This is a genomic window from Bacillus sp. FSL R5-0820 (genome assembly GCF_038593385.1).
GTDB lineage: Bacteria > Bacillota > Bacilli > Bacillales > Bacillaceae > Bacillus > Bacillus altitudinis.
Genome location: NZ_CP151991.1, coordinates 2655312 through 2680669 on the forward strand (window position 1 = coordinate 2655312; position 25358 = coordinate 2680669).

The 25358-nt window shown below is 41.5% G+C and carries 25 protein-coding genes; 9 read left to right on the forward strand and 16 right to left on the reverse strand.

Going from position 1 to position 25358, the window contains the following annotated elements:
- Positions 1 to 13: 13 nt before the first annotated feature.
- On the reverse strand, positions 14 to 634 hold the full coding sequence (locus tag NST15_RS13670) for a Type 1 glutamine amidotransferase-like domain-containing protein (RefSeq protein ID WP_342498591.1): 621 nt from the start codon (positions 632 to 634) through the stop codon (positions 14 to 16).
- A gap of 27 nt (positions 635 to 661) precedes the next feature.
- Positions 662 to 2062 (reverse strand): dipeptidase PepV, encoded by a 1401-nt coding sequence (gene pepV, locus NST15_RS13675; RefSeq protein ID WP_342498592.1) that lies wholly within the window; start codon positions 2060 to 2062, stop codon positions 662 to 664.
- A gap of 94 nt (positions 2063 to 2156) precedes the next feature.
- On the opposite strand from pepV, the gene NST15_RS13680 reads away from it, so the two are divergent.
- Together NST15_RS13680 and NST15_RS13685 are read left to right on the forward strand one after the other, a co-directional pair.
- The gene (locus NST15_RS13680) at positions 2157 to 3455 is read left to right on the forward strand and encodes an NCS2 family permease (RefSeq protein ID WP_342498593.1); all 1299 of its coding nucleotides are present in this window, start codon (positions 2157 to 2159) and stop codon (positions 3453 to 3455) included.
- A 369-nt stretch (positions 3456 to 3824) separates the two neighbouring features.
- Positions 3825 to 4046, forward strand: a complete 222-nt coding sequence (locus NST15_RS13685; protein ID WP_008356419.1) for a DeoR family transcriptional regulator — start codon at positions 3825 to 3827, stop codon at positions 4044 to 4046.
- A 66-nt stretch (positions 4047 to 4112) separates the two neighbouring features.
- On the opposite strand, the gene NST15_RS13690 is transcribed toward NST15_RS13685, so the two are convergent.
- The gene (locus tag NST15_RS13690) at positions 4113 to 4829 is read right to left on the reverse strand and encodes a pseudouridine synthase (RefSeq protein WP_017367874.1); all 717 of its coding nucleotides are present in this window, start codon (positions 4827 to 4829) and stop codon (positions 4113 to 4115) included.
- A 16-nt stretch (positions 4830 to 4845) separates the two neighbouring features.
- Positions 4846 to 6468: a polysaccharide biosynthesis protein gene (locus NST15_RS13695; protein WP_019743707.1), complete on the reverse strand. Its 1623-nt coding sequence runs from the start codon at positions 6466 to 6468 to the stop codon at positions 4846 to 4848.
- A 175-nt stretch (positions 6469 to 6643) separates the two neighbouring features.
- Here NST15_RS13695 and NST15_RS13700 point away from each other — a divergent pair, with 175 nt between their 5' ends.
- The 4 genes from NST15_RS13700 to NST15_RS13715 all read left to right on the forward strand — a co-directional run bounded on the left by NST15_RS13700 (position 6644) and on the right by NST15_RS13715 (position 10440).
- Complete coding sequence (locus NST15_RS13700) at positions 6644 to 7915, forward strand: NAD(P)/FAD-dependent oxidoreductase (protein WP_255234025.1); 1272 nt, start codon at positions 6644 to 6646, stop codon at positions 7913 to 7915.
- Positions 7912 to 8109: a hypothetical protein gene (locus tag NST15_RS13705; protein ID WP_019743705.1), complete on the forward strand. Its 198-nt coding sequence runs from the start codon at positions 7912 to 7914 to the stop codon at positions 8107 to 8109. Before NST15_RS13700 ends, NST15_RS13705 begins: the two co-directional genes overlap by 4 nt.
- 140 nt (positions 8110 to 8249) lie before the next feature.
- Positions 8250 to 9782, forward strand: a complete 1533-nt coding sequence (locus NST15_RS13710; RefSeq protein WP_039964140.1) for a BCCT family transporter — start codon at positions 8250 to 8252, stop codon at positions 9780 to 9782.
- A gap of 133 nt (positions 9783 to 9915) precedes the next feature.
- A complete protein-coding gene (locus NST15_RS13715; RefSeq protein WP_342498594.1) occupies positions 9916 to 10440 on the forward strand; it encodes a CbrC family protein in 525 nt (174 codons plus the stop codon).
- A gap of 31 nt (positions 10441 to 10471) precedes the next feature.
- On the opposite strand, the gene NST15_RS13720 is transcribed toward NST15_RS13715, so the two are convergent.
- The 7 genes from NST15_RS13720 to NST15_RS13750 all read right to left on the reverse strand — a co-directional run bounded on the left by NST15_RS13720 (position 10472) and on the right by NST15_RS13750 (position 15755).
- Entirely contained in the window at positions 10472 to 10654 is a 183-nt protein-coding gene (locus NST15_RS13720; RefSeq protein ID WP_003217582.1) for a sporulation protein Cse60, read from the reverse strand.
- A gap of 101 nt (positions 10655 to 10755) precedes the next feature.
- Positions 10756 to 11067: a rhodanese-like domain-containing protein gene (locus NST15_RS13725; RefSeq protein ID WP_052321000.1), complete on the reverse strand. Its 312-nt coding sequence runs from the start codon at positions 11065 to 11067 to the stop codon at positions 10756 to 10758.
- Positions 11068 to 11121: 54 nt separating this feature from the next.
- The gene (locus NST15_RS13730; protein ID WP_144684172.1) at positions 11122 to 11805 is read right to left on the reverse strand and encodes a YesL family protein; all 684 of its coding nucleotides are present in this window, start codon (positions 11803 to 11805) and stop codon (positions 11122 to 11124) included.
- A 24-nt stretch (positions 11806 to 11829) separates the two neighbouring features.
- Positions 11830 to 13119 carry a Gfo/Idh/MocA family oxidoreductase gene (locus NST15_RS13735; protein WP_045034175.1) on the reverse strand — a complete coding sequence of 430 codons (1290 nt, stop codon included), beginning with the start codon at positions 13117 to 13119 and terminating at the stop codon, positions 11830 to 11832.
- Positions 13120 to 13137: 18 nt separating this feature from the next.
- Entirely contained in the window at positions 13138 to 13662 is a 525-nt protein-coding gene (locus tag NST15_RS13740) for a lipoprotein YteS (RefSeq protein WP_342498595.1), read from the reverse strand.
- The gene (locus NST15_RS13745; RefSeq protein WP_342498596.1) at positions 13659 to 14771 is read right to left on the reverse strand and encodes a glycoside hydrolase family 105 protein; all 1113 of its coding nucleotides are present in this window, start codon (positions 14769 to 14771) and stop codon (positions 13659 to 13661) included. Before NST15_RS13745 ends, NST15_RS13740 begins: the two co-directional genes overlap by 4 nt.
- 18 nt (positions 14772 to 14789) lie before the next feature.
- Entirely contained in the window at positions 14790 to 15755 is a 966-nt protein-coding gene (locus NST15_RS13750) for a sugar ABC transporter permease (RefSeq protein WP_046344262.1), read from the reverse strand.
- A gap of 231 nt (positions 15756 to 15986) precedes the next feature.
- On the opposite strand from NST15_RS13750, the gene NST15_RS13755 reads away from it, so the two are divergent.
- Positions 15987 to 18287 carry a helix-turn-helix domain-containing protein gene (locus tag NST15_RS13755; RefSeq protein ID WP_008343018.1) on the forward strand — a complete coding sequence of 767 codons (2301 nt, stop codon included), beginning with the start codon at positions 15987 to 15989 and terminating at the stop codon, positions 18285 to 18287.
- A 35-nt stretch (positions 18288 to 18322) separates the two neighbouring features.
- Here the strand turns inward: NST15_RS13755 and NST15_RS13760 are convergent, their stop codons facing one another.
- Positions 18323 to 18694: a helix-turn-helix domain-containing protein gene (locus NST15_RS13760; RefSeq protein ID WP_008343017.1), complete on the reverse strand. Its 372-nt coding sequence runs from the start codon at positions 18692 to 18694 to the stop codon at positions 18323 to 18325.
- 148 nt (positions 18695 to 18842) lie between these two features.
- Between NST15_RS13760 and NST15_RS13765 the strand changes: the two genes are divergently transcribed.
- Complete coding sequence (locus NST15_RS13765; protein WP_342499059.1) at positions 18843 to 20036, forward strand: MFS transporter; 1194 nt, start codon at positions 18843 to 18845, stop codon at positions 20034 to 20036.
- 13 nt (positions 20037 to 20049) lie between these two features.
- Positions 20050 to 20889, forward strand: coding sequence for an aldo/keto reductase (locus tag NST15_RS13770; RefSeq protein ID WP_342498597.1), 840 nt, complete (start codon positions 20050 to 20052; stop codon positions 20887 to 20889).
- 44 nt (positions 20890 to 20933) lie between these two features.
- Here the strand turns inward: NST15_RS13770 and NST15_RS13775 are convergent, their stop codons facing one another.
- The 4 genes from NST15_RS13775 to NST15_RS13790 all read right to left on the reverse strand — a co-directional run bounded on the left by NST15_RS13775 (position 20934) and on the right by NST15_RS13790 (position 25245).
- Positions 20934 to 22433, reverse strand: a complete 1500-nt coding sequence (locus NST15_RS13775; protein ID WP_008343015.1) for an extracellular solute-binding protein — start codon at positions 22431 to 22433, stop codon at positions 20934 to 20936.
- 25 nt (positions 22434 to 22458) lie between these two features.
- Positions 22459 to 23319, reverse strand: a complete 861-nt coding sequence (locus NST15_RS13780; RefSeq protein ID WP_098680761.1) for a carbohydrate ABC transporter permease — start codon at positions 23317 to 23319, stop codon at positions 22459 to 22461.
- 218 nt (positions 23320 to 23537) lie between these two features.
- On the reverse strand, positions 23538 to 24290 hold the full coding sequence (locus NST15_RS13785; protein ID WP_342498598.1) for an NAD(P)-dependent oxidoreductase: 753 nt from the start codon (positions 24288 to 24290) through the stop codon (positions 23538 to 23540).
- A gap of 52 nt (positions 24291 to 24342) precedes the next feature.
- Positions 24343 to 25245 (reverse strand): alpha/beta fold hydrolase, encoded by a 903-nt coding sequence (locus NST15_RS13790; protein ID WP_048001443.1) that lies wholly within the window; start codon positions 25243 to 25245, stop codon positions 24343 to 24345.
- Positions 25246 to 25358 lie beyond the last annotated feature (113 nt).

Below are 25358 nucleotides of genomic sequence, written 5' to 3' on the forward strand. Positions count from 1 at the left end.
ATATGAACAACTCCTACAAGACCGTCTTGACCTCAGTCTGTTCGCCTGTCACAAGTAAAACTTGTTCATCAGTGAGCGGGCATAAAGAGAGCGTATTTTGATCTTTCTCTATGATGTGCTGCGCGGCTTCACCTAAATAAGGATTGTTTATATGCGGTACCGGATAGCTGTTGATCTCATTGAATCCTTCAAAGGAAGATAATTCTAGCGCTTTCTCCTGATCATCCATCAGTGAGATGTATTCAATGCTTGGCGCCATGATAATACTCCCTGCGGATTCTCCGATATACAGCTTGCCTTTGCTGATCTCTTCTTTCAATATACGATCGAGCCCGTGCTTTCTTAATTCTTGCAGCAAATAAAAGGTATTGCCGCCAGATACATACATGACATCATTCTTCCTAATGATCTGTGTGATCTCCTGAACCGTTTGCCCGGTCAGCTGAACAGTCTCTACACGCATTTCTAATTGATGAAAGGCTTCTTTTGCTGCATCGACATAATGCGTGACTTCTTCCACTTCACTGGCTACCGGAATGAATGTCACACTTTTTCCTTTTAAGGTGTCGCCTGCAAAGTCAGACAAGAGAGAATAGCTGTCTTTGAATGAAGAGCATAAGAACATTTTTTTCACGGTGAATCCCCTCTTCTCTTTCCTTTTTTATTTCGCCAATTCATACATGGCTTGTGCATATAGCGCAGTTGCTCGTAGTAAATCATCGATTTCGATATATTCATCCTTTTGGTGTGCGCAATCAGGTCTTCCAGGGAATAGAGGGCCAAAGGCAACGCCTGCTTCTAATGACCTTGCATACGTTCCTCCCCCAATCGCAATAAGATGGGCAGGATCTCCTGTTTGTTCTTCGTAGACACGCTGTAATGTTTTCACAAGTGGATGGTCTTTTGAGACGTGGTGAGGAGGACTGTCATCAAATTTCTCAATCGCTGCCCCTTTTATTCGTTCAATCCCTTTTTTGACTTCCTCACCGTCCGCTGTTACGGGATAGCGGACATTCAGCCCAAGCTTCGCTTCTTCGTTTTGCGAATAGCGGATTGTGCCAACATTCAAGGTCAAGTCACCACTAATATCATCCTTACAAGCGATGCCGAGTTTTTGTCCTCTTGTGTCTTGATCAAATAAAGCATTTATTTGTGATGTAAAAGCGAGCCCTCTTTCATCTAATTCATGCGCACATAAGAAATTCGCCATATGAATGCCCGCATTTGTGCCATTCGCCGGCTCCATTGCATGAACTGATACACCTTTTAATGTGAATGTCAGTCCATCTGCTGTATGGTTTGTCTCACCGGTTAACTGATTTTCCGCAAGATAGGCTGCAAAAGCCGTTTTTAAGGCTTCAGCATCGTGATCATTTGCTGCTGCCACAATCGCTCGAGCCTCATCTGGGACCATATTAAGCCTCATGCCTGATGTGAATTGCTTGAGGATGTAACGCTTGTTTTCTTCTGATTGTTCGTATGTAAAGGATACGATGGCATCTATGATCCCTTTTTCAGCATGAATAATTGGAAAATCAGCATCTGGCGCAAACCCGATTTGCGGCATCGTCTCATGCTTGAAATAGTGATCGACGCATCTCCAATCGCTTTCTTCATCTGTGCCAATGATGATTCGAATCTTTTTCGACAGCGGCAGACCGGCATCTTTTAACATTTTCAATGCGTAAAACGCCGCCATGGTCGGCCCTTTATCATCAATGGCTCCTCTTGCAAAGATTTTATTTTCTCTTATGTCCGCTGAAAATGGCGGGGTTGTCCAGCCGTCTCCCGCAGGCACGACATCCACATGGCATAGCACACCGACGATATCTTCGCCTTCTCCATATTCAATATGACCAGCATAACCATCAACATTTTTCACTTTGAAGCCCTCGTCCTGCCCTTTTTTGAGCATATACTGAAGAGCCTCATCCACTTTTTCACCGAACGGTTTTCCTTCTGTGCCGCCTTCTTCATCCAAGACACTTTCAATTTGTAAAAAAGATTGTGTATCCTGAATCAAATTGTCTTTTTTTCGTATGACTTCTGCTTCCCAATTCATTTTTCCATTCCTCCTTGAAAAAAGGTTGCAATCCACCCTTAAAACGAATATTATATTAAGTGTTTTGTAATAATGTTCGTAAATGGAGGATTTTATGTTTCAGTTAAAAGAGAACCAAACCAACATAAAGAAAGAATTACTCGCTGGTATGACGACATTCTTTACGATGGTATATATTGTAGCCGTCAATCCAGGAATCCTTTCAGATGCAGGCATTCCTTTTGACCAAGTTTTTACTGCAACCATTATCGCTGCTGTTGTCGGTACCCTCTGGATGGCACTCTTTGCAAACTATCCGATTGCCATTGCACCAGGTATGGGGCTGAATGTCTATTTCACCGTCACTGTTGTCGGTGGTGGGGGTCTCAGCTATCAAACAGCATTTAGTGCGGTATTTGTTGCTGGAATACTCTTTATTATTTTATCGTTAACATCCCTTAGAAAACAACTCATTGAGGCGATTCCAGATAATTTAAAGTACGGGATTACAGCAGGTATCGGACTATTTATTGCATTCATTGGGCTAAGACAGTCTGGAATCATCACTGCTGATCCACAAAACCTTGTGAAGCTTGGCAATTTAAGCTCACCTGTTGTCATTTTGACATTCGTTGGTTTAATGATTTCTGTCATATTAATGGTTCTTCAAGTGAACGGAGCGCTGTTTATCGGCATGTTAGCAACCACGTTAATTGCACTTGCAACAGGTCAGCTTCATTTTCCTAAAGTGTTAGTGGATACCCCAGCACTGCCTGAAGGAATGCTGATTACAAATCCATTCGCTGCGTTTGGCGATGTATTTTCCCATCACTTGTATGCTGTTGTCTTCTCCTTTTTACTTGTAACAATTTTTGATACAACAGGAACAATGATAGGGGTTGCGGAACAAGCAGGTTTAATGAAAAATGGTCAGCTCCCAAAAGTACGCAGAGCCTTACTTGCTGACTCTGCTGCGACGACAATTGGCTCAATGTTTGGAACAAGCCCAACCACAGCTTACATTGAATCCTCATCAGGAGTTGCCGCTGGTGGAAGAACTGGACTGACCTCTTTAACTGTTGCTGCATTGTTTATTGTGGCCTTGTTTTTTGGTCCACTCATTAAAGTCATTTCGGCTTTACCGTCCATCACTTCACCTGTCTTAATCATTGTCGGCTGTTTGATGATGAATTCAGTGTCACGTATTCGCTGGAATGAGCTTGACGAAGCATTTCCTGCTTTTCTTGTGATTCTTTCCATGCCGCTGACATCTAGCATCTCTACTGGGATTTCACTAGGATTTATTTCATATCCACTTGTGAAGCTGGCAAAAGGAAAATGGAAAGAAGTGCATATTCTTGTGCTCATTTTTGCCGTCTTATTTTTCGTGCAGCTCTTTTTCTTAGAAGGATAACCAAAATAAAAAGACACATTTCTCATTTGAATGTGTCTTTTTTGTATGAATGATTTTTTATTTTGTAAATTTTCTGTGTTTATTTTTTGATCTTTCTCAAGTGGCAATTTTCTTTATACGCCTTGTGTTTATTGGGTTGTAACCGGATTCAAATCATGATATATACCATAATTTCATTCATGAAGACAAGTTTAAAAACACGTAAAGTTGACTTTTTGGTGGAACTAGATGCATAATAACGTGTATAATAGAATAAAACATTAAGAAACACGAACATTTACCATTGTTGCATGTCCTTATTTCGCAGTTTTAGTGTAGTAAGTTGTGGTTAGTCAAGTCCATCCGATCTTATTGATAGGGAGTGGTTTTTTGAAACCTTCAACAAACCGTATGATGACTCGAATAAAATCAGTTTATATGTTCATTCAAGAGAAAGGTCTTGTGACGACACAAGAGCTGGTTGATGAATTCGGGATCACACCTAGAACCATCCAAAGAGACTTAAACGTGCTTGCCTATAACGATCTTGTTCATAGTCCAAGCAGAGGCAAATGGGAAACAACGAGAAAAAAAGTAAAAATATCATCATAAGCGAATAATGAACTTCCATATAACAAAAAGAACCGGCGGATGCCGGTTCTTTTCTTTTTCTCTATATTAATCACGATTGATTAAGCTGTCTAACTCTTCTTCCGTCAATTCACGGTATTCTCCAGGCGCCAAATCTTCGTCTAATGAAACAGCCCCCATTGAGAGCCGTTTTAAAAAGATCACTTCATTGCCCACTGCTTGTGCCATCAGCTTCACTTGATGGTATTTCCCTTCAGTAATCGTTAAACGGATCCGTGTATCTGCCTCTTGATTGGCATCTACTTCAACCTTCGCCGGCTTCGTCCGGTAGTCGTCTAAAATCACAACTCCCTCTTCAAGACGAGTGATGTCTTGATCTCCAAGCGGGTATTTTAGATGAACTTCATACGTTTTCGGAACATGCTTTTTCGGAGATAACAATTGATGAGCAAGCTGGCCGTCATTTGTAAGGAGGAGGAGACCAACTGTATCCTTATCCAGTCTCCCCACAGGGAATGGCTCCCTTGCAATATCCTCTGGCTCTAGTAAATCAACAACCGTCTCATCTCGCAGATCCTCCGTTGCTGAAATGACGCCATCTGGCTTGTTCATCATGAGATAAATGAATTCTTTATACTCTACACGCTCTCCATGCACGAGCACTTCATCATTTGTTGGATCGACATGATCTTTCACCTGCTTCGCCACTTCTCCATTCACTGTGACAGCCCGGGCCTTGACCAGCTTCTTTACATCTTTCCTTGAACCAAAGCCGGTATTGGCCAGCAATTTATCAAGCCTCATGCTTCTCCACCTCTTCTTAACTCTTTTTTCTTAAAAATGACGGCATCCGGCTGCCAAGTACACGCTCTAACAATCCAACTTTATAAGATAAGAACATATACACACCGCCGCCAGTAATCATTGAAATCAAAATAACAATACCAGCTTGTACGATTCCACCTTCATATGAAATGACTTGACTCACAAGCTGACATGTCACATAAGCCACTACAGCCATGATTGCCGTTAAAATACCAATTAAAATAAACCGTTTGAAAATCCTGCGGAACGAATAGCCTGCATGGCGCTTGATCATGATGAACATATACAAAATCGAGGCGCTGTAGCCTAATGCCGTTGCAAGCACAGAACCGTTTCCTTGCAGCCAGCTAATCAGCGGGATATTAAGAACCGTTTTAATGATGATCCCTAACAAAAGACTGACGATCGCAAATTTTTGTTTGTTAATCCCCTGTAAAATCGCTGCGTTAATGGTGAATAAAGAAAACAATAACGCAACAGGTGCATACCAAAACAAAATAGAAGTTCCAATCTCAGGATGCACAGACGGATAGAAAAACCAATAAACTGGTCCAGCCAATGCCGAGATACCAAATGAAGCAGGCAGAACGAAGAATAAAATAACCTGCATCGTTTGATCAATTTGCCGATTCAACAGCTTGTAATTACGTGCTGTAAAGGATTCCGTAATGGTTGGAATCAATGTTAAACCAAATGCAGTTGCAAGTGACACTGGAATCATGACGAGCTTCGGTAAATATAACGTCACAATAGACAGGACCGCTGTACTAATATCCTGATGTCCTGATGCAATCATCGCTCTGTTAATTGTATTTGTATCAATATAAGAATAAATCGGAATGGCAAGCCCAACAAACACATAGGGTGCTGCATAACTGAACAGCTCTGTAAACATTTGCTTATAAGATAATCCAGAATAGTCCCCTGTATTCGGCTGCATTGCCAAAAGCCGATCTTTCCGCTTCAGCCAATATAAATAAAGCGTAAATAGACCGCCAAACGCACCAATGAGTGCGGCAAATGTGGCATAACCAACCGCAATAACAAGACCGCCGTCAAGCACTTTTAAAATGATAAACGTCGCTGTTAATAGGAAGATGATTCTGACAAGTTGTTCGATGACTTGGGAAACAGCTGTCGGGCCCATCATCGAGTGCCCTTGGAAAAACCCTCGCACAAGACTCATAATGGGTACAACCAATAGACCCAAACTGACCATCCGAATCACATAAACCACTTGATCGACCGTCAAACCGCCCGTTTCATTCGATCCTCCAAGCTGAATCTTGGCGAAAATCGGTGCGGTCAAATATAAAATAGAAAAGGCGATAATACCGGTGACAAGCATGACCGACATACCCGCCCTGAACATTTTTCTTGTTGTCTCATAATCGCCGATTGCATTATATTTAGAGACGAATTTCGATACCGCTGTTGGAAAACCGAGCGTAGCAATACTTAAAAAGATCGTATACTGATTGTATCCATATTGGAATAGCGCACCACCAGTCGCTCCGACCATTGCGCTAAATGGAATTAAGTAAATCATACCAAGAATACGAGAGAGATAAGTCCCAATCGTTAAAACCAACGTACCACGAAGCAGTTTATTAGACATGCGCTTAACCACCATTTTTCTAATGAATATTCAACTTAACTATTTTAACACATCATTTCATCGCACAGGTAACAAATCCAATACAGAAGTCACAAAACCAATCAATTCATATTTCAGCCTTCCCCAATCTTCGTTATAATAGAGAAATGACTGAAAGTAGAAAGAGGAATGTAACATGAAACATTATGATGTCATTGTCATTGGCGGTGGACCTTCTGGACTGATGGCCGCGATTGCATCGGCAGAACACGGTGCATCGGTTCTGTTAATTGACAAAGGAAACAAACTTGGCAGAAAGCTCGCCATTTCTGGCGGTGGACGCTGCAATGTGACCAATCGCCTTCCAGTAGAAGAAATCATCAAGCATATTCCCGGAAACGGCCGTTTTCTATATAGTGCATTTTCTGAGTTCAATAACGAGGATATTATTTCGTTCTTTGAAAAACTAGGTATTGAACTAAAAGAAGAAGACCATGGACGTATGTTCCCTGTCTCAAACAAAGCACAATCTGTTGTGGATGCCCTATTAGATAGGCTCCGCGTGCTCAATGTGACCATTCGAACGAATGAAAAGATTAAAACCGTTCTGTATCAAGACGGACAAGCAGCTGGAATTGTTACAAATAATGATGAAAAAATTTCAAGTCATGCCGTTGTCATTGCTGTTGGCGGGAAAAGTGTGCCGCATACAGGCTCTACTGGCGATGGCTATGCATGGGCAGAAGCCGCTGGTCATACCATTACAGAGCTCTTCCCAACAGAAGTACCCGTCACGTCAGACGAGCGTTTTATTAAGGACAAAGTGCTTCAAGGTCTTTCATTAAGAAGTGTGGCCGTGAGTGTTTTAAATAAAAAAGGAAAACCCGTCGTCACTCATGTCATGGATATGATCTTTACACACTTTGGCTTATCAGGTCCTGCCGTTCTGAGATGCAGCGGATTTGTTGTGAAGGAACTGAAAAAGCAACCGGCCGTCCGTCTTCAAATTGACTTATACCCAAAGCTCAATGACGAGGAGCTATTCCAAAAGCTTCATCGCGATCTAAAAGATGAACCAAAAAAAGCCATTAAAAATGTCCTGAAATCTTGGATGCAAGAGCGCTATTTATTGTTCCTTTTAGAACGAAATGGCATTGATCCGCAGGAGACATTTTCTGGTCTTGCTAAAGATAAACTGCGCGCTTTTGCTCATGATTGTAAACATTTCATCGTCCATGCAAATGGGACGCTTTCTTTAGATAAAGCCTTTGTTACAGGAGGCGGCGTTTCTGTCAAAGAAATTGAACCGAAGAAAATGGCATCCAAAAAAATGAACGGTCTTTATTTCTGTGGAGAAATTTTAGATATTCACGGTTACACAGGCGGTTACAATATTACGTCAGCACTTGTGACAGGCAGATTAGCGGGCATGAATGCCGCACTAGAAGTAAAGGAGAGATTCCAATGATTAGACGCGCACTTCCGATTGTCCTTGCAGTTGTCATTAGTTTGACAGCCGCTTTCTTTATGAAGCTGTCCATTACCCCGTTAAAAGTCGCCATTGTTTTAGCGTTTACGATTTTCGCTGTTTGTTTAAAAGAATATGTCTACCGTCTGCGCAAACGAATTGAAGAAAAGTCATCTTCACATATCGATGGTTGATAAATGGAAGGAAAACATGTTACGGTAAAATAGAGGTCGAGTGAGAAACTCGCCTCTTTTTGTTTGAAAATAGTTGAGACAGGGGATATTAAATTAAATTCTCTGCTTAAACGTGTAGAACAACAGGAGAGTGAGATGGTGTGAAAAACGTATCAAGTGTATTTTGGATTGTGATTGCTATCACATTTATTGCCGTTCTATGGGGAGCCCTTTCTCCAGATACGCTGCAAAATGTGACAGATCAAATTCAAACATACATTACAAATGACTTTGGCTGGTATTATTTATTAGTCGTATCGCTGCTAGTCGGCTTTTGTCTATTCTTTATCTTTAGCCCTATCGGAAAAATTACGTTAGGAAAGCCAGGTGAAGAGCCTGAATTTGGTCTTTTTTCTTGGTTCGCCATGCTGTTTAGTGCTGGAATGGGCATTGGGCTTGTTTTTTACGGAGCCGCTGAACCGATCAGTCACTTTGCCATTCAATCCCCAACAGGCGAGACGGAAAATGCACAAGCCTTCCGTGATTCCCTTCGTTATACCTTTTTCCACTGGGGACTTCATGCATGGGCCATTTATGCAATTGTCGCCCTTTGCATTGCATACTTTAAATTTAGAAAAGATGCACCTGGATTAATCAGTTCCACCTTATACCCAGTATTCGGAAACAGAATTCATGGATGGATTGGAAAAACCATTGATTGCATCGCAGTATTTGCAACGGTGGTCGGTGTAGCTACTAGTTTAGGACTGGGTGCCGCACAAATTAATGGCGGATTAAACTATTTATTTGGAATCCCAAATAACTTCCTAACTCAGCTCATTATTATTGCAATCGTCACGGTCCTGTTCCTCCTCTCTGCTTGGAGCGGTATTGGTAAAGGGATTAAATATTTAAGTAACACAAACATGATTCTTGCTGCATTACTCATGATCTTTTTACTCATTGTTGGACCAACTGTGTATATTTTAAATTCATTTACTGATTCAATCGGACAATACTTATCAAATATTGTACAAATGAGCTTTAGATTATCACCAAATGATCCAGAAAAGAGAGAATGGATTAATGGATGGACCATCTTCTATTGGGCATGGTGGATCTCTTGGTCGCCATTTGTCGGTATTTTTATTGCAAGGGTTTCACGCGGGAGAACCATTCGAGAATTTTTAATTGGTGTCTTAGTGGCTCCTTCCATCCTCGTGTTCCTTTGGTTCTCGATCTTTGGTGTATCTGCAATGGACTTACAACAGAACAATATCGTCGATGTTGCAAACATGTCTACTGAAACGATGCTGTTTGGTGTTTTAAATGAATACCCACTCGCCATGATTACATCCATTCTGGCACTGATTTTAATTGCGGTATTCTTTATCACATCAGCAGACTCAGCTACATTCGTTCTCGGAATGCAGACAACCTATGGATCATTAAATCCAGCGAATAGTGTAAAGATCAGCTGGGGTATTATCCAGTCAGCAGTAGCGGCAGTGCTCTTATTTTCAGGCGGTCTTCAGGCCTTGCAAAACACAGCCAAACTCGCTGCTTTACCGTTCTCTGTTGTCATCATTTTAATGATTGTATCCCTGTACAAATCATTAAATGAAGAACGAAGAGCGATTAAACAAGCAAATAAGTACAATAAACCAAGAAGTCCAAGAGTAAAAAAAGCATAATCATCACAAGAGAAAAGTCGTTCCTCATCCGAACGGCTTTTTTTCTCGTTGAAATAATTGAAGATTGTCATGACATCGCGTATTCCGATAAAATAGTGTTGAATCATCACTTTTCTACATAATGGAGGTTTATATGACGTTACCTACGTTCAAGTACAACCCAGACCCAGTTTCATTACATGTGATTAAAAAAGAGCAGACGATATGCCCCGTTTGTGAGAAAGAACGAGATTATGCATATCATGGTCCTTTTTATTCTGTTGAAGACGTTTCTGGCATTTGTCCTTGGTGCATTAAAGATGGATCAGCTGCTCAAACATATAATGGAATGTTTCAAGACGATGTGAGTTGTGATGACGTCGATCATGAGGAATATATAGATGAACTGATCTACAGAACGCCGGGTTACCGCGGATGGCAGCAGGAATATTGGTTAAGCCATTGCGGGGATTTTTGTGCGATTGTGCAGTATGTTGGTTGGAAAGAAATTGAGCATTTAGAGGAAGAACTCTCAGAGGATATTGAAGAGATTTGCAGTGGTGGACATTTCACAAAAGAGAACTTGAAACAATGGCTCGTGAACGGAGGAGACTTGCAAGGCTACCTCTTTCAATGCGTTCACTGCAAAAAGCATCGTTTACATATTGACGCTAGTTGATCATGGCAAAAGGACCCTTCAGCAGGTCCTTTTATTTTTTATATAAAATGAGCGCTGAAAAACAGTAGAGTTGCTCTCCTCCTTGCTCACAGATCACCGCCACATTGTATTTAATGTCAATAATTTGGTCGTCGTCCATTCCTTTTAAAAAAAGATTGATTTCGCTTTGCAAATCTTTCTCGTGTTCTTCATCAAATACAGCTACCTTCAGCACACATGCCACTCTCCCTTCTCTTGCTACTCTATTTTTATGCAAATAGAGACGGACATATGAACAAAAAAAGCCTTCCATCTTGTCGATGAAAGGACTTCTTTTTACTGCTTCGGTTTTGTTTCTCCTGTCCATGCAAGCATGCCGCCAACGACATTGGTTGCTTGATAGCCTTGGTCTTCTAAGAAATAGCAGACATTCTCACTGCGTTTACCAGAACGGCAAATAATATAATACTCTTGCGTCTTATCAAACGCATCCAGCTTCTCAGGAATATCGCCCATTCGAATATGGACTGCCTCTGGAATCATGCCTTCTGCTACCTCTTCATCCTCACGCACATCGACGAGTTGAATGGCTTCTTCTTGCTCTAGCTTTTGCTTTAATTCTTCTATTGAAATTTCTTTTACTGACACGACTCTCATCTCTCCTTTTATTCACGGTGACACCATTATAGCAAATCATACACATCACTGCGTATTCACCCGCTTGGATTGAAGGAAAGACGGGAATCGTTTCTTCACATCAACTGCCGGCTGCTCGCTTTCAAACTCTATCTTTTTAAACACTTGATAGGCCAGCCACATGTGGCCATATGCGAGAATGCTGATGCTAAAAAACGGCACGATCCCTGGCAAATAAGCAAATAGGATAAAGAGAATAGCCGAGAAAACGAGCATAGAGAGCGTATATTGCAAATACGAGATGCCAAGCAGAAGGGAAAATTTCAAATAAAGACGCTTTTTCCAATCATAATGAGCCAGCAGCGGAAAAATATAAAACAAGCTGACAATAAACAGGAAACCAAAGATATAGATCGAAAAGCGAAGCACGTGTAAAAACCAGCTCGTTGGATAAATATAAGCAAGGTCTACATAAATAATTGTCCCGATGATGACCAGCACCACTCCAATGACATTAGAGCGTACAAATTCTTCGCGGTATACTTTCCAAAAGGTTTGAAAGACGCTGACTTGCTCATGCCCTTGTATCCACTTTCTCATCACAGAAAATAACGCTGTTGTTGCAGGCATGAAGCCAAAGATTCCAAGCCCAAGTAAAGTGAACAAAAGCCATAACAAATTCGTATAGGCAAGTCTCATCACCCACTCACACATGCGCAGCATTCTGCTCATTGATCCATCATGATCCATCTCTCGTCCCTCCTCTCTTTCTCGTTACACCGTCTCTTTTTGAAACAATTCTTCTATTTCAATCGGGCGTTTTTCTGCAACTGAGCGCCACATGCCTTCGCCAAGCGCAATGGAATAAGCACCCGCCTCTGCTCCTGCCGAAATGTCATAAGGAATGAGCGGATCTTTTCCTAAAAATAAATCTGCTAATAATAGCGGATCTCCGCCTCCATGACCACCTGATTGCTTCACAACTTCAATCGTTTCTTTTCCACCAAACATCGGGTAGTATGCAATTGTCTGTTCAGGGAATTGAAATGGGATTCTCGATGGCACATGAAACTCATTTGTTTCAATCCGTCCCTTCGTCCCGTTAATCGCAAGCCGGTAGCCTTCATATGGCGCTGAAAATTGAATCGAGTAACTTAACAAAGCCCCCTGATCATAAGCCACTGACGCCACATATGTATCCTCAATATCAATTTCTTGATCAAAAATACAGGCATCCGGGCGATAATTTGAGTATTGCTTTGACTGCTGCTCACCTGATTCAATATGGTCATCCTCCACCTTTGTGCGCTCTACCCGCGGATTCCACCTTGCTTCATAATGACAGGTATCTCTTACATGACAGGTTCCACAATATCGATTCTCTTCACCCTGCAAAGGATTCCAAGGACTTTCATCCCCATAATAATTCAGTGCGCCATAGGCAAATACTTGCTTCGGCTTTTGATCAATCCACCAGTTGACCAAGTCAAAGTGATGGGTCGATTTATGAATAGACAGACCGCCTGAATATTGACGCGAGCGGTTCCACCTTTTAAAATAACTGGCTCCGTGATACGTATCAATGAGCCAGCTTAACTCAACAGACGTGACCCTCCCAATCTTTCCATCTAAAATGAGCTCTTTTATCTTTCGATGGAATGGATTGTAGCGATAATTAAAGGTGACGGTGACCTTTCCTTTGCTTTCTGCCTCTTTTTCCATCACCTGTTTGGCGTCTTTTGCTGTTGTGACCATCGGCTTTTCCGTTATGACATCCAGATCATGATCCAGTGCCTGCAGGATATATGTGACATGTGTATCATCTCGCCCCGCCACAATGACGATATCTGGTCTTGCTTCCTTCACCATCTGACCAAATGCATCCTCATGAAAAAATGAGACGCCCCTTAGTGATGGAAAACGCTCCTGACAAAGTGTATACCGCTTCTCATCTACATCTAGGAGCCCTGTAATCCTGTAATGCTCATTGAAATCCTCGGTGAGCGGTTTGATAAACATATTGAAAGCACGGTGACTGAGCCCGCAAACGGCGACCCTTTTCACATTCCCCCACCCCTTTTTCTATTGGTTTTCACGAAGCTGCTTCATGAGAGACAGTGCCTCTTTAGATTTCTCCGCATACACAGGAATGAAGGCGACCATATCTCGATGTAATCGAAAGGTATAGCCATTTAGCTGCTTTGTTCCTTTCTTGATTTGGACCGCATAATCGACTGTATTTCCCGTCTTTTCATCTTCTACCGTATATGGTCCTGCCCCTTCGCCATCTACCCGCATCTCTTCAAGCAGCTGAAAGCTTTCAGGATCATCATATGTTCTAAACATTTCTTCCGGGACAAACATCACGTCCCCCTCTTTTGCAGTAATTTCAACAAGAAGTTTTTCAGGAATTGCAGGGAAGATGTGAACGTCGTATGTCTCCTGATTTGGTTGAAAAGCTTTCTCCACTAATTGGTCTTTCATTGCTTTTGACATGTCAGAAAAAATAAGGACATCAATTCCCTCTGTCTTTCCCTGACAGGCGGACAAATAAAAGGCAGCGATGAAGCTGAGGAGCCATGCCGCAGCCCTTTGATGCCGCCTCATACCTTTTGAAACACAGACAGCTTTTCTAGTTCAGTTAACGCCATAATAAAAGCGCCTGCTCCATGCAAATCATTCGTGCTCCGCTCTCTGCCAACGTAATAATCATAAAATCCCGCAGATGTCCCAATACAAATATCGTTCACCGTAAAATCGCCGTTGTCTTTTTCCTCCGTTTTATACTGAATCAACCCTTGATACGCTTTGACCACGTGATCAACATATCGAAGACTGACGTATCCTTCATTCATGGCTTTTGCCATCGCATATATGAATAGACATGACCCTGAGCTTTCAAGCCAATTGTCACTATGACTTCCTTTATCAAGGATCTGATGCCATAGACCCGTTTCGTCGTCCTGATATTTTGCCACACTTTCCAGCATATCTGTCAGCGTGTCCTTCCACACTTTTCGTCCTTCATGTCCTTCTGGTAAATCTTCGATCATATCGGCTAACGCAAGGACATACCAGCCAAAGGATCTTGCCCAAAATTCTGGGGAACAGCCCGTCTGTTGATCAGCCCATGGCATCACTTTCCGTTCATCCCATGCGTGATAGTAAAGGCCCGTTTTTTCATCTTTGGTATGCTTTCTCATGAGATGCTCTTGATGGATGACCATGTCCACCAGCTCCGATTCTCCTGTCAACTGGGCATACTTTAAAGCAAAAGGCCCACCCATATAAAGACCATCTAGCCACATTTGATAGGCATAATTGTCTTTATGCCAAAATCCGCCCTCAGACGTGCGATTCAGCGTCAGGTAAAGCCCCCGAAGCTTTTCTGCTGCCTTCACATACCGCTTCTCTCCCGTTCTTTCAATCAGCGGGAATAAAATGAGCCCTGCTTGAATGGCATCAAGCTCGTCTCTTCGGAATAACAGATTCCCATGGTCATCAATGAGTGAGTCTGCATAATTTTTCACATAATCAAAGTACGCCTCGTTTTCTGTTGCTTCGTAAAGCTTCATCACTCCGCAAAGGAAAACCCCTTGATGATAGTGCCACCTTCCAGCTGGCGGAAGTTCAATCGGTGTATACGCTTTCATTATTGTTTGTGCTAATTTCTCTGCATGCTCAAGCGGTGATCCCTTTTCAATCGATAATGTCATTGGTCTTCATCTCCCCTTTTAATAAATCCCTTCTTCTCCAAACTTCTTCGCTAAACGGTTCGCCATCATGACCAAAATAAGTCCAACGGCTGCTTTAAATAAACCAACAGCGGTACTATAGCTGAATTGTCCTTGCTTCAGACCAGCTGTATACACATACGTATCAAAAATCTCTGCAACTTCCCTGTTGGTCGCATTGAGTAATAAATAGACATGTTCAAATCCAAGCTCTAACGTATCACCGATTTTTAAAATGAGCAGTACAACAATGACACTTTTAATCGCAGGAAGGGTGATATGCCACATTTGTCTGAGTCTGCCGGCTCCATCCATTTTTGCTGCTTCGTATAGCTGCGGATCTACTGCTGTAATCGCTGCAAGATAAATAATGGTTGACCAACCCGCTTCTCTCCAGATTACCTGCAAAATGTACATGGGTCTAAACCATTCTTGACTAAGAAGGAAGTTAATCTTTTCTCCTCCGAAGAAAGCAATCAATTCATTGATTAACCCGCCATCTACCGTTAACAAAACAAAAGATAAGGACACGACAATCACCCATGACATGAAGTGAGGAATATAAATCATTGTCTGAACAAATTTCTTAAACAGTGCCAATCTGACCTCGTTTAAAAGAAGGGCTAATAAGATCGGAATGGGAAAGAAAATCACGACATTCATGGCAAATAAAATGAGCGTATTTTTTAATAAGATGAAAAATGTTGGTTCTGTAAATAATCGAATAAAGTGTTTGAAGCCAACCCACTCACTGCCAAGAATTCCGAGAAACGGCTGGTAATCTTGAAAGGCAATGATCAGCCCCCACATAGGGACATATTTAAAGACAAGAAAATAAATGAGCCCTGGCAAAATCATTAAATACAGAAATTTTTGACTAAGCAATTGATTAAGTAAGCGCTTTCTCTTTTCTTTTTTCAAAGCTGCCGCAGGCACACCCTTGGCAGTGACATCCTGTGTTTTCACAGATAAAGCCTCCCCTCATGCTGATGCATGTGTTAACTGTATCTTAAGGATGAAAAATCCGTCTACAATCATATCATCAGATCATATTTACTCAGGGGAAGCTACTCAAAACGTTACATAAAACATAAGAAAATGATCCTAATCTCAGAAAATGATTATTGACAAACCTACCAGATTTTTGGATTAATAAACTAAGGGGAAAAGATTGTTTCGTTTGAAATGGGGGGTTTTATGAAAAGAAAGCAGTATAAATTTTATTACAAGCTGGTGACGTTTTTTTTCGTGCTTAGTACGATTCCTGTTATTATTGTCGGTATTTTTTCTTATCAGCATTCGCAAAAAACTGCACTCGAAAATATTTCAAATGAAAAGCTGGACAGCGTCAAACAAACGCAATCCAATATTGAGCATATTCTAAAGACAGTAGATCATTCTCTCACTCACTATGTCAGTTCGCCGCCTCTCCTTCAAACACTGGCAGAACCTTTAAATCCAGACCAATTCCAACTTTATAATCAAGTCCAGCAAGAACTGAATTACCTGCAAACCTTCGACACCGATCTCTCCAATATTACACTTGTTAGTAAAATGGAAGATTGGTATATGAACAATTCTGGTCTTTATCATGTCTCAAACGGGGATCAAGAGAAAGCGTTAACCTCTTACCTCAATATTCCGAGTCATTCCAGCTGGGCACTTGAAGAAAATAATCCACTTGTCTCAACAAAAGAAGGAAAGACATCCTTTTGCAAATACAATGTGAATTTAATCAAACAGCTTCCGATGAATAGTGTCCAAAAGAAGGGGATCGCCGTCGCCAGCATTCCAAGCTGCGTGATTGCTGACAACATGCCTGACTTCTCACAATCTGATAGTATGTTTGTCATTGATACAAACGGAAAAGTGCTGCTACATAATCGAAAAGAACAAATTGGTGACTCGTTAAAAAATCAAGATTTCGTCAAACATGTCCTGTCACTTGAAGAACGATCCGGACAATTTGATATGAAAATCGATGAACTAAACTATCAAGTTACGTTTCAAAAATCAGATTATAACGAATGGACATACTTATCCTTTGTCTCCATTCCCGAACTAAAGCAACAAACGAAATCAATCGGGTGGATCACCTTTATTATTTGCTTTATTTTGTTAGCGCTTTCATTATTATTTTCATGGTTTGGCTCTAGACACTTTTATAAACCGATTCGCTTATTATACGAATCCTTTGCACGTAATGAGTCGTTTTTGCATAAACAGCCTTTCCAAAATGAATTTGAGCTCATCGAATCGAGCATTAAACAAATGAAAGATCAAAACAATGATCTAGAGGAACGGATTGAGCAGCAAGTGACACACTTACAACAATACTTTATGGTGCGGCTGCTGCTTGGCAAGCTGACGGAAGAAGAGATTCACAACCGATTTCAAAGTCTAGGCTTTCCTCGTGACTGGTCCCATTTATCCATGCTTGTGACCCAAATCGATACACTAAAAGGAACGCCGTATGAAAAAAAGGATGCAGACTTGCTTTTATTTGCGATAAATGGACTGATTGAGCAGATTATTCCGCTAGAGGAGCATCTTCAGCCGACCGTTGTCAATCAGCATCAAACGACGATTGTTCTCAATCAATCGAAGTCAGAAGAGGAATTTACTGAATATTTAAATCAATTAGCCGAAACAATTCAGCAGCGGATTGAGGAAGAGCTGGGCTTGTCGATCAGCATTGGGATCAGTCGCTCATTTAAAGAGCTCTCTATGGCCAAACATGCTTATATTGAGGGAAAAGAAGCCTTAAAATACAGGCTCAAAGCAGAGAAAAAATCCATTCTTTTATACGAACACATTCAGCAAGGAAAGACGTTTAAAACTCACTTCCCAAAACAGCTGCAACATGATTTATTCGATGCCATTAAAGCAGGCGATCAAGGCAAGGCAGATCACTATTTACATGTGCTTCTGCAATCCATTTTTTCTAAAAATGCTGGACCACATGAGTACCAGATTGCTCTCGCTCGTTTTTTAAACAATCTCATCGAGCTGATGCATTTGCTAGGCATTGAATTGTTTGAAGTCGAAGATAATAAAATGCTCTATGATACGATCTTTGAGTTTAAAACGTTTGAAGATACAGAAGCGTGGCTGAAACATGAGATCATTCGACCCATCATTGATCAGCTCGGCGCGCGTGAAGACTCTCAATATAAAAATATCTCAGAGAAAATCATTCATATCATTCATCAAGAATTTGACTCAGATCTGACATTGGACGAAATCGCTACACGCCTGCACTACAATCCAAATTATTTAAGTAGTATTTTTAGAAAAGAAATGGATATCTCCTTTAGTGAATATCTCTCGTCTTACAGACATCATGTCGCCAAAAACTGGTTGGTGGAGACGGATATGTCGGTGAAAGAAATTTCGGAAAAGCTAAAATACAAAAATCCGCAAAATTTCATCCGCTCCTTTAAAAAGCTGGAAGGCACGACGCCTGGAAAATACCGTGATCAGAAAAAAGGCACATAAAGCAAAGTCCCGCTCTCACAAGAAGCGGGACTTTTTTATTTAAACTGTTCATTTAGAATACTGTCTTCCAGCACTGAAAGCGGCTCGCCATACACTCGTTCAATATGGGCTGCCCCCCAATCACATAGCGCATTCAAAATTCGCTCAAGTGACTGTCCGTATTCACTTAATTCATACTCCACTTTAGGCGGCACTTGTTCATATACAATGCGGTTAATCACGCCGTCATTTTCAAGCTCTCGCAGCTGCTGTGTGAGCATTTTTTGCGTGATATTTGGCATGAGGCGCTTCAGTTCACTCGTCCGCTTTTTCCCATGTGTTAAATGACATAAAATGACACACTTCCATTTCCCGCCGATCACTTCAAGCGTTGCCTCCACAGAGATATTATATTTCTTCTTTTCCAACGTCGCTTCACTCCTTTTGATGCTGTACAGGCACTTTTTAGTACCTATATTACAAAAAAGTACGTACTTTTTTTTCTGTCATCTATGTTAGATAATAACTCTTGCCGATCGGCTTCGTCTATTAAAATGTCATGAAAGAAGGATGTGAATCACGATGCAAAACAAACAAAATCACTTTGCCCTTCTCGCACTAGCGATTAGTGCATTTGCTATAGGTACAACTGAATTTATCTCTGTAGGTCTTCTGCCGATGATCTCAGAAGACTTTGGCGTGAGTGTCAGCCAGGCCGGCTGGACCGTTTCTTTATATGCGCTCGGTGTTACCTTTGGCGCGCCAATTCTAACCTCACTTACGTCAACGATGAAAAAAAAGACATTGCTTTTGCTCATTATGCTCGTCTTTTTGATCGGAAATACACTCGCCACGATTGCCCCAACTTTTTCTGTGCTCTTAATCGGACGAGTGATTTCAGCCCTATCACATGGCGTATTTATGTCGATTGGCTCGACCATTGCCGCAAGCCTTGTGGTGAAAGAAAAGCGGGCAAGCGCTATTGCCTTTATGTTCACTGGTTTAACAGTCGCTACTGTGACCGGTGTGCCATTCGGTACGTTTCTTGGTCATGAGCTCGGCTGGCGTACGTCATTTGGTGTGATTGTCATGATTGGCCTAATCGCACTGATTTCTAACTATTTCCTTGTTCCGTCTCAATTGAAACAGGGCGTGAAAACAACGTTTAAGGATCAAGCGGCCTTATTAAAGACGAAAAGAATTTTGCTTTTATTTGTCATTACTGCTACAGGGTATGGAGGAACCTTTGTCGTCTTCACCTATTTATCCCCTCTCTTACAGCATGTGACAGGCCTTGCGCCTGGAACAGTTGCCTTGATCCTGCTGTTATACGGGATTACCATCGCCGCTGGGAATGTCATTGGCGGAAAAGCAGCGAATAAACAGCCAATGAAAGCACTGATTTATATGTTTATCATTCAAAGTCTCATCTTGTTTATCCTTAGCTTTACTGCTGGATTTATGGCACTCGGGATTGGAACTGTAATGCTGATGGGACTTTTTGCTTTCATGAACGTACCCGGCCTTCAAGTTGCCGTCGTTGATTTTGCGGAAAGGTATACACCCGGAGCTGTCGATGTCGCTTCCGCTCTGAATATCGCTGCCTTTAATGCAGGTATCGCCATTGGTTCATTTTTAGGCGGCATCGTGACAGATACCCTTGGGCTTGTGCATACCGGCTGGGTTGGCGGCATCATGGTGCTCATGGCGGCCATACTCACGATGGTGAGTCATCAAATCGAACAAAAAGAAAACAAACAAACCATTTAAAGGAGTCTTTCATATGAATGATTTACAAAGTAAAAAAACATTAAACAACGGCGTCCGCATGCCAGGATTTGGTCTTGGGGTCTTTCAGGTTGAAGAGGGAACGGAATTAATTGAAGCTGTTAAAACAGCCATTCAATTAGGATATCGCAGTATTGATACAGCTTCTATTTACGGCAATGAAGAAGGTGTTGGACGAGGCATACAACTTGGTCTAGCAGAAACAGGCCTTCGCCGCGAAGACATCTTTGTGACATCCAAAGTGTGGAATGCCGATTTAGGATATGAAGCGACACTAAAAGCATACGAAGACAGCCTGAAAAAACTTCAGCTTGATTATCTTGATCTGTATTTAATTCACTGGCCAGTTGAAGGGAAATACAAGGAAGCATGGCGCGCGCTTGAAACGCTATACAGTGAAGGAAAAGTCAGAGCCATCGGTGTGAGTAACTTTCAGCCGCATCATCTAGACGAATTATTGAAAGATGCGGACATCATTCCAGCAATTAATCAAGTCGAGTTTCATCCAAAACTCACGCAGGAAACGCTGTTTACGTATTTGAAAACACATGGCATCCAAATGGAAGCCTGGTCACCACTTATGCAGGGAGAGCTGCTGCACCACCCGCTGATCACGGAGCTTGCGGGCACATACAGCAAAACACCTGCTCAAATTATTTTGCGCTGGGATGTGCAAAAAGGCGTCATTACGATTCCTAAATCAACGAAAGCCCATCGTTTAAAAGAAAATGCCGATATTTTTGATTTTGTCCTATCTGATGAGGATATGAAGCGCCTTTCTGACTTAAATGAAAATAAACGAATTGGTCCTGATCCAGACAACTTCGATTTTTAATGAAAACACCCCCGCTTTTTACTAAGCGGGGGTCTTCATGTTCATCATTTTGATTTTTTAAAGGAAGCTTCATATTCTTCTATGATTTTATTTCCACCATTTGATTTCCACTTCTCTACATCTTTCTTAAATTGTTCTTCGTTGATATCACCAAGAATGAACTTATAGGTCGCATCATCGATGATTTTCTTCAATTCATTTCCTCGCTCTGATGCTGTTTCTGAATACAGGCTTTCAGCAGGGTTAGCGACAATGATGTTTTTATTGTCTTCTTCCAGCTCTTCATATTTTGTACGAACTGCATCGCCTTTATTTTTCAAGTAACGTTTATCAATCCCTACGAGGCTGACAAGCGGCTGTACATCTGTCTGCCAGCTTTTCACTTGGCTTTCTTCCCTCACAAATGTATTTCCATCTTGTTTGTTATAATGCTTTCCATCAATCCCGTATGTCATGAGACCATACACGTCTTCTTCTGCAATTCGGTCAAAGAAAGCCAAAATTCTCTTTAACTCTGCTTCTGATTTGACGCTTGTTTTCGGGAAGGCGAAGATGCCATTATGGCCGCCTGATGCCCATACACGTTCTTTGCCATCTGGGCCTTTGATTCGGTTGATAATATCCACTTCCATGTTTTTATCTGTTGCATCATCTCTTAAGTTCACTGCATCTACCATATTTCCAACATAGATACCCGCTTTTCCTTGTGAGAACAATTCTTGCTGTTGCGTTTTGCTTGTGACTGGGAAGTCTTTGTTTATATAGCCGTTGTCACGCAGCTTTTTCATATATTTCATTGTATTCATATACTCATCCGTCATAAAGTCTGGCGTAAATTTGCCGTTTTCTTCTTTCCAATCTGTTGGCATTCCTTCATAAGAACCAAGCGTTTTAAATGCACCGTAAATCAAATCGTTACGGTCTGTAAAACCAATTGTATCGTCCTTGCCATTTTTGTTCGGATCTTTTTCAGTAAATGCCTTGGCTACTTCATAAAGGTCATCCAGCGTTTTTGGTGTATCCAAATTTAAATTTTCAAGCCAATCCTTTCGAATGACAATCCCTTGTCTTGAAAGTGGTCTCTCTCTATAAATGCCATAAAGCTTCCCATCGATAGAGGCATTTTTATTAATCAGTTCGTTCATCTTACTTAAATTTGGATAATCCTTTAAGTATGGACCGATTTCCCAGAACATGCCTGATCTAAACGCATTGATAGCAGATGAATTCTTAATGTCTTGAATCGTCACAATTTGTGGGAGGTTCCCTGCGGCAAGTGCTGAATTTAAACGGTCTTCTTTCACCGCATCAGGCACCCACGTAATATCAAGCTCTGTATTTGTGAGCTTCTCAATCTCTTCTAACACTGAATCTTTTGGCGGCTGCTGATGATACAAAATCGCCATCCATGTCAGTTTCACCTTTTTGTCTAAATCAACCTTTTCATCTGATGAGCTTGCTCCTTTACTTGAACAAGCTGACAGAATACCGCTTGCGGCAAATAACAAAACAAAGGCAATCAGCCATAATTTCTTTCTCCCCATAAGATCCCTCCGTTATTCCATCTTTTTAACCCTTTACAGAACCTAGTAATGCCCCTTTGTTGAAATGCTTTTGAATAAATGGATAGACAAGCAGAACGGGAATGGTCGCCACGACGATGACCGCCATTTTAATGGTTTGGTCTGGCGGCGGTGTTGATGAGCCCATATCTGACATATCTCCCTGCATACCGCTTGATACAATGACGATTTGTCTTAACAGGACCTGAATCGGCCATTTCACTGAATCGTTTAAATATAAAATGGCTGTCATGTACGTATTCCAATACGTCACGGCATAAAAAAGTGAAATCGTCGCAATAGCTGGCAAAGAAAGTGGCAGTACAATTTTAAAGAAGATCCCTAAGTCGTTACAGCCGTCCATCTTCGCTGATTCTTCAAGGCTTGCCGGAATGTTTTGAAAGAAGTTTTTCAAAATGATCAAATTGAATGCATTGATGGCCACTGGCAGAATGAGTGACCAGTAAGTATCAAGCAGCCCTAGTGTTTTCACGACAATAAACGTCGGAATCATCCCTCCGCTAAACAGCATCGTGAAGACAACGAGAAACATGAGGGTTCTTCGGCCCTTTAGCTCTTGACGAGACAGCCCATACGCCATGAGTGAGGATAAAAACATGCTGACCGCTGTTCCAACGAGTGTCACAAGAATGGATACAATCAGGCTGCGATACACAATATCTGTAGAAAAGATATAGCGATAGGCCTCTAGAGAAAACGTCGTTGGAAACAAAATAAACTTCTTTGAGATGACCTCTTCTACTGTCGCAAAAGAGGCGGCAATGACATGGATGAACGGGAGCACACATATTAATGCGAACATGAGTAGAAAAGAGTAATTAAATACATTGAACAATCGGCCTTTAATAGAACGATCTATGTTCATCACGCCCTTTCTTTGTAAGCGTTATCATTTCGTCTGAACATAAGCTGCAGCCTTTGACGATATCGTGATTAAAATGTAACAAACGGGGGAAGAAAGCGTCTATAATCATCATGACAGACCACAGAGATGATCATGCCATTCGTGCTTTTAGCCTCATCAATGAAAAGAAAAAGATCATGAGCTAATGTCATGATTATGCCCTATGCCTGATCGTTTTCTTTCAGAATTTCTGCCGTATTGACTTCTGGCCTGTAGCCTAACTCCTGCTTCGTTTTCTCAGTAGACCAAGGTTTTCCTTCGTTTTCTGATACGGCATAATAAGTCCCGAATGGAACGTCCGTTTCGATGGCAGCCTTGATCATGCCGAAAAGGTCTTCATGTGAAAGAAGCGTTCGTTTCGTTCTTTTTTTGGTGTGCAATCCTTCCATCTCATCTGTCACGACGGTTCCAATTCTCAAATTGATGACAGACATACCTGTTTGATCGTGAAACAAACGCCCAAGCTGTTCGGAAGCAAATTTTAAAATGCCATACACATTTTTCGTTGCTGGTACATCATCAGTCGTAATTTCTCGCCCTAGTAAGGAGTGACCATCTTTTTCATATCGATCTGTCACATGATTACTGCTTGCAAAAATGACTTTTGGAATGCTTAACCGGGCCGCTGAACGAAACATATCATACGTGCTTTTCCAAAACACATCATTCATTTTTGCAAACTCCTTTTCATTCATCACATCATGCGTCATGTCTATGTTTAAAAGATGAATGATCACATCTGTATCTCTTGGAATGGCTTGAAACAACTCCTCTTCAATTGCCGCATTTGCAAAAACGACTTCTTCTACACATCTTGTTTGATCAATGATGGTCAGGTCATACTCCGAAGAGAGCTCTTTAGTTAATAAACGTCCGATGACACCACATCCGCCAATCATGGTGATTTTTTTCATCTGTTTCCTCCTTCATCTTCTATCGGAGTAGTATGTCCATGCCGTCTATTGATTACAGCCACTTTTTCAAAAAACGTGTAGCCTCGTGGCGCATAGCAGCCGTTTCAAAATGACCTGCATGTAGACCTATAAGCTGATAACGTTCCTTTAAGGAAGCAGCTTGATAGGCTTGACTTAATGTCTGTTGAATTCGTCCAACACCTTCAGCAGGTGTAAGCTGATCATGCTTTCCAACTAAGCTTAAATGCGGTCTTGGGAAAATCATTTCTTGGATGTCAGCTGCTGTAAAGTGCTTAGCTAAGCTCGGTACATAATAGTAAAAACCGTGTCTATCTAAATGATTCGTTTCAATCAATGTGTGATGATCAACCTGTGCGCAAAGATCCACACACACACTGACCCTCTCATCAAGTGCTGCCGTCCACCATGAAAGAAGGCCGCCCATTGACATCCCAAAAACAGCTAAACGCTCTGGAAGCACATCAGAGCGGGACAGCAAATAATCAATTGCACACATGCTCTCATACAGCATCATGCCCCACATCACTTTTCCTGTTAACAGCATTTCTTTGAAAATTTCACTTTCAGTTCTGCCCCTTCTTTCACCAAATCCCGCATGATCAATCGCCAACACACTATAGCCTTTTGAAGTGAATTCTTTTGCGTATGAAGGCGCTTGCAAATAATGAGCCCCCTTCAATAACTCTTCTTTCCCATCCATATAATTCCCACCATGAGAATGCTGGAACAAGACAACAGGCCTTTTTTTCACTGTATCTTTCGGCTTCACAAAATAAGCCGGAACTTCCTCCACCCCATGAATAGAGAGAATGAGTGTTTCTACTAAGTACGATTCACGTTCCTCAATCTTTAACGTATACGCCTCTACACGATGGCGCTCCGGCATTTCCCCTAATAAACTGAGCAGTTGTTCACGTTTGCTTTCCTTTTCCATTGACGTCACTCCTCATTTTCTTGATCAACTTGTTAAATACGAGATTGATGGAGGAATTACCTTGTTTTCGACAAAATTATGTCCCGGGAAATAAACAACACCCATCGGCTGGA